Annotated in this window: 6 protein-coding genes; 2 read left to right on the forward strand and 4 right to left on the reverse strand. The window is 31.0% G+C overall.

Features of this window, described 5'->3' with window-relative positions; genetic code table 11:
- The 3 genes from IE142_RS39455 to mobV form a co-directional block, all read right to left on the reverse strand.
- The coding region (locus IE142_RS39455; RefSeq protein ID WP_191889369.1) for a RepB family plasmid replication initiator protein at positions 1 to 756 on the reverse strand (756 nt) is incomplete at its 3' end.
- A gap of 650 nt (positions 757 to 1,406) precedes the next feature.
- Positions 1,407 to 1,781, reverse strand: a complete 375-nt coding sequence (locus IE142_RS39460; protein WP_502266902.1) for a hypothetical protein — start codon at positions 1,779 to 1,781, stop codon at positions 1,407 to 1,409.
- A gap of 161 nt (positions 1,782 to 1,942) precedes the next feature.
- Positions 1,943 to 2,686: a MobV family relaxase gene (mobV, locus tag IE142_RS39465; protein WP_502266903.1), complete on the reverse strand. Its 744-nt coding sequence runs from the start codon at positions 2,684 to 2,686 to the stop codon at positions 1,943 to 1,945.
- Between the two features lie 382 nt (positions 2,687 to 3,068).
- Between mobV and IE142_RS39470 the strand changes: the two genes are divergently transcribed.
- Positions 3,069 to 3,476, forward strand: coding sequence for a plasmid mobilization protein (locus IE142_RS39470; protein WP_049315994.1), 408 nt, complete (start codon positions 3,069 to 3,071; stop codon positions 3,474 to 3,476).
- Positions 3,477 to 3,537: 61 nt separating this feature from the next.
- Here IE142_RS39470 and IE142_RS39475 read toward each other — a convergent pair whose 3' ends face one another.
- Positions 3,538 to 3,897 carry a hypothetical protein gene (locus IE142_RS39475; RefSeq protein WP_002511321.1) on the reverse strand — a complete coding sequence of 120 codons (360 nt, stop codon included), beginning with the start codon at positions 3,895 to 3,897 and terminating at the stop codon, positions 3,538 to 3,540.
- 104 nt (positions 3,898 to 4,001) lie between these two features.
- Between IE142_RS39475 and IE142_RS39480 the strand changes: the two genes are divergently transcribed.
- Complete coding sequence (locus IE142_RS39480) at positions 4,002 to 4,706, forward strand: hypothetical protein (protein WP_020368010.1); 705 nt, start codon at positions 4,002 to 4,004, stop codon at positions 4,704 to 4,706.
- Positions 4,707 to 4,761 lie beyond the last annotated feature (55 nt).

Genomic DNA, 4,761 nt, shown 5'->3' on the forward strand with positions numbered 1-4,761 from the left:
CCATTCTGGTGTTTTCTCACGATTGATATATTGACGCTGTTTACCTACATTGGTCATTTGAGGTTGTCGTTTATTGTGAATGCGTTTCTCAGCGTCAAAGATAAACTCCAGCCATTCAATTTTACGTCCTTTTTTAGCTTTGATTTTATTGATTTTTAGATTATTAAATATCGTAGATAGTTCTCTTATGATTGGAGTTAGAACAAATTGATTAATATTAGACATTCTATAAGAATTTGGAATATCTAAACGTTCTCTAAAATCTTCAACCCTAATTTTCATATAACCAGAATGCTTATATTGTTTAAGCATTCTAAACATATTTTTGGCATAAGTAGATTTAAGATGTGTCATTTCCTTTAATTCAAATTTAGTAAAGTTATTAGTAATAGAGTTTAAAATATATTTTAAATCTGGGGAAGTAGCAATTTCTAAATATCTTTCAGATATATCAATTTCATATTTATAAAATAGAACGAATTTTTTAATTTTTGTTTCTGTTCTAATAGTATATCGAATATCTAGCATTTTATCGTAAACTCTTTGTAGGTCATCTACAAATCTGTTTATATTACGCGTTTCTGGATTATAATTACTTAATTCTTTTAGCTCATCAAAGGATAAGTGTAACGTATTAGTGTCTTGCTCTTTTAATTTATTACACATTGCAAAAAATAAGTTGATTTCAGTAGCTGTAAATCGTCTTAAAGGCACTAAGTTCATTTCATTTTTATATATAACAGTTTCTCCACTCATATGATACTCCTCTCTTTACAAAGGCATAACAATAAAAAAACTATGCCTTTGTAATTTTTTAAAAAACCTCATAACCCTTATAATTAAGGTAACATATAGATAAAGGCATAACAATAAAAAAACTATGCCTTTAATGTGGCAAAACTATGCCTTTAATGTGGCAAAACTATGCCTTTAATGTGGCAAAACTATGCCTTTAACATTTCAAAAGCCTTGTCTCTCTAGGTCTTAAACAGTACTTAAAAAGGTTTTAAAAAGATTTATAAAAATATATTAAAAAGGTCGGAGTGAAATACTTTAAACGCATTCAAATAATATTTATAAAGAAACCAACACAAAAATAAACTTTTAAAAGAATGGAGATATTTTTTAAAGTTTAGAAACTCAAAATATCTTCATCAATTAATTTAAAAATCATACTCACATTTATCACTTCCAATACAATATCTTTGCTACCTTGGAATTCTTATAATAATATAGAAATACAAAGGTATCGTTCCTAATTACTGAACTAGTCTACTAATTCAGTAATTAAAGTTATTATTGCTCTTAATAAGTGTCGCCAGCTTATTAAGTTTTTACTTACTCTTTTCATTGAGATAAGCGCTCAAACAAGTATCATACTTGCCTGAGTGCTTATTTTTATTGACTTATTCTAATTCTAAGTCATTCTCTGTCTCTTTTTTAATAGGTGCTGATGCCTTTCTTATATGATGGTCTATCCCTGACACATCACCTTGATATGCATGTGTTAAAGCCCCCTGATCCACCGTATCGGGATCAATACCGACTTCTGGCATACGTTGATATTTAATTTCTGCGCTTAATTCAATGTTCCTATCTTTCAATGCACATCTAAGCCCCGCAAACAAAATACGTGTATCGTTTCTTACCATGTCGTTCATCGCTTGATGACGTGCATTTAACATGTCTAAATGGTGTTCGAGTTGATTATTTTGTGTTGTTAAATATTGATTGCGCTTGTCCAAATCTCGGTAATTCATTCTAAGGCCACTCAGAGACATCTCATACGCTTTGATTTCTTTTTGGTACTTTTCCTCATCTTTTTCAAAATCGTCCCTAGAATTTGCTCTCAGTTGCTTATATAGGTCGATATCTTCTTGAGCCTGTTGAGAATCCTCTTGTAAAAAATGATTTTTCCGTTTTAAGTTTTGAATATCCCGAGTTAAATGTTCTTTTTCATCGTGTAAATCGTTGATATCCTCAACAATTGTTTTTTCGTTTCAATTTGTTGGTCTAATTCACTTAAAACTTTCGCTTTCTTTTTATATTCATGAATATCTTGAATATACGTTTTATTATCATCGGTACTCCCACGTTCAACATCAAAACCTTGCTGGCACAGATGTGTTGTTAATTCATCATGAATATGATTAATGGCTTGTCGATTCATGGCTGTACGTGCTGATAATCGCCCTTGATGATTAACAGGTATAAAATGAAGGTGCATATGAGGCGCTGATTCATCCATATGCACTTTCGCTGAAACGACATTGGCTTCACCAAAACGTTCACTGAAGTAATCTTTACATGTCTTAAAGTAGTGTTTTGTACGTGTTTCTCCCATACGGTCGGCCTCTTCTTTCGATAACGTAATGATATTGGAATACATCACCACACTATTTTTCTGTACACGTGACCCCTGTTCTTTATAATAATCGACTCTATCTTTCACACGATGATACAAATGACGTTCATCTTCAACTAAATCAAAGTTTAAGTTTGTCCGTTTCAAATCAATCTCATCGTTTTTGATTCTCCCTTTACGTTCTTGTTCCATCTCTTTGCCTTTAACATCGCTCATTTTATTTTTTTGCGTATTCCAAGCTAATTTCAAATTGAGCGCCCTCCCCGAAGCTTTTTGATTTGTCTGTGGTTCTCTACTTTCGAGAACCTTCGCAAATATCATTTTACAAGCGCTGTGATTGTCTACCTTCGACAATGCTTCGCTTATGTAAAATGATGGATACTCTCACCGCTACGCCTCAAACATGTGAGGCTGATTCCGCAATGAGAGTATAGCTCGATATACTCTTACATTCAAATGTAAGAGTTATCTTCGCTCTGGCGAGGCCATCACTACATTCAAAAATATATTTTTGAATGCCGTTCTATAGCTAACAAATGACATACGCATTATCAAACAAATATGTTTGAAAAGATGTATGCCAAATGTTAGCTCATACCACCTCGAATCATACATATTTATTAGCATACATATGTATGTTATATTAATATAAAGATAAGCACACGTATGTATGCTTATCACATATTAATCATGAGGTGGTTCAATGCCAAAAAAACAAAATTCAAAAGAAAAAATCTTAACAATTCGTGTAAGTCAATCGCAATACGAAAAGATTTGTGCACTTGCGGATATTCGAGAGATGAATGTGACCGAATACATACGTCATACAGCTATTGGTAATCGCATTAAACCGACAATCATCGAACAAATTAAAGAATCCAGTGAAGTCAGTGAATTGTTTAAAAAAGACAACGAGGCACTCAAATCGAACAATCAGGCACTTCAACGCCATATTCATCAATTGGAAGATGAAATCGACCAACTGAGACAAGAAAATGACGTCTTTCATCACTTATTACAACATTTTGATAGTACAGCATTTATGAACTTCAATACATATCGTGATGATCGCCCATTAAAAAATGCGATTAAACGATTGAAAGAACGATAAAAAAGCAAGCGACTAATAAGATTATTAGTCGCTTGCTTTTTTATCGTTCTTTTCAGATATTTTATTTATCTAATTCTACTGTTTTTACCTTTGGTATTTCTGGAAGAAATGAATGCTTAATTTTTATAAATAATGCAGCTGGTTTTCCATTGATATCAATACGATAATAACCTATATGCCCACTTCCTTGATTATCAGATTTTCCATCTATAGAAATTTTATTTTGCTTTTTTAAGAATTGATACGTTTTATTATCTTTAGCAACCTCTTTTAATTTCTTAGTATCTTCATGCTTAACATAATTATTTAATTGCTTTTCACTTGAATGACACGCCCATGAATCAAAATAGAAAAAGTTTACAAAAATATAACAAATTGCTAAAAAAATTATTATACCAATAACATAGAATACTTTTTTCATTAAAGTTCACCTAGTTTTCAAAAAAATTTTTATAATTTATGATAACTTAAAAGTGTATATTTTTTCTACATAATATATTTAATTTTCAAGGAGATGTAAAAAAGTTGAAAAATTTCGCAAAACTAATTTTAGTGGGCATTTTAGTATCGGGGTCAGGGATAGCGAGTGTACAAACAAATATAACTCACGCAAAAGAAAGTCACGATTCAACTCCTCAAAATATTAAATTAGTGGGAACGTATGATACTTCTCAAGTTGATTCCAAAACGATGAAACAATTTAAAGAAATAGAAAAAGAAGATAATAATTTTCACATAACTAAACATGGAAATAAAGTCGTTGTAGAAGACAAATTACCTAATCCAGAGAATAAAACTTCAAGTTATTCAGCTGATGGTAGTGCTGAAAATAATACAAAAGTAATTAATTTCTCTGATTTTGTTGGTAATATGGACGGGAAAGATGATGGAAAAATACCGGATGGGATAACCTTTTATAGTGGTAAATCATATAAAGGACAACACGATGGTCACAAAGTAAAAAAAGGGACTCATGTACATTGTAATAGATTTAACGGAACAAAATCTGATCATAGATACTGGTCAAAAAAACATCCTAGAGCTTATGTAGATTTTTATAAAAGTGATTGCTGGTATCACGCCAAAGCTTATAAATGTTCTTCCTTGGGAAAAATGACTAAATGCGATGGTTTGAATAGTATTTATAGAAAAGGTGTCAAAGATTGCTCATCATGGAAAGGTAAACCCAAACATAAAAACTGGCCTAAAACAGCATGGTATAGAAATTAAAAAATGAATAAAATCTTAAAAATATTAATAACTTCTATTATTGTTATCATTATTA

It is taken from the genome of Streptomyces mutabilis (assembly GCF_014649815.1).
GTDB classification, from domain to species: Bacteria; Actinomycetota; Actinomycetes; order Streptomycetales; family Streptomycetaceae; genus Streptomyces; species Streptomyces mutabilis.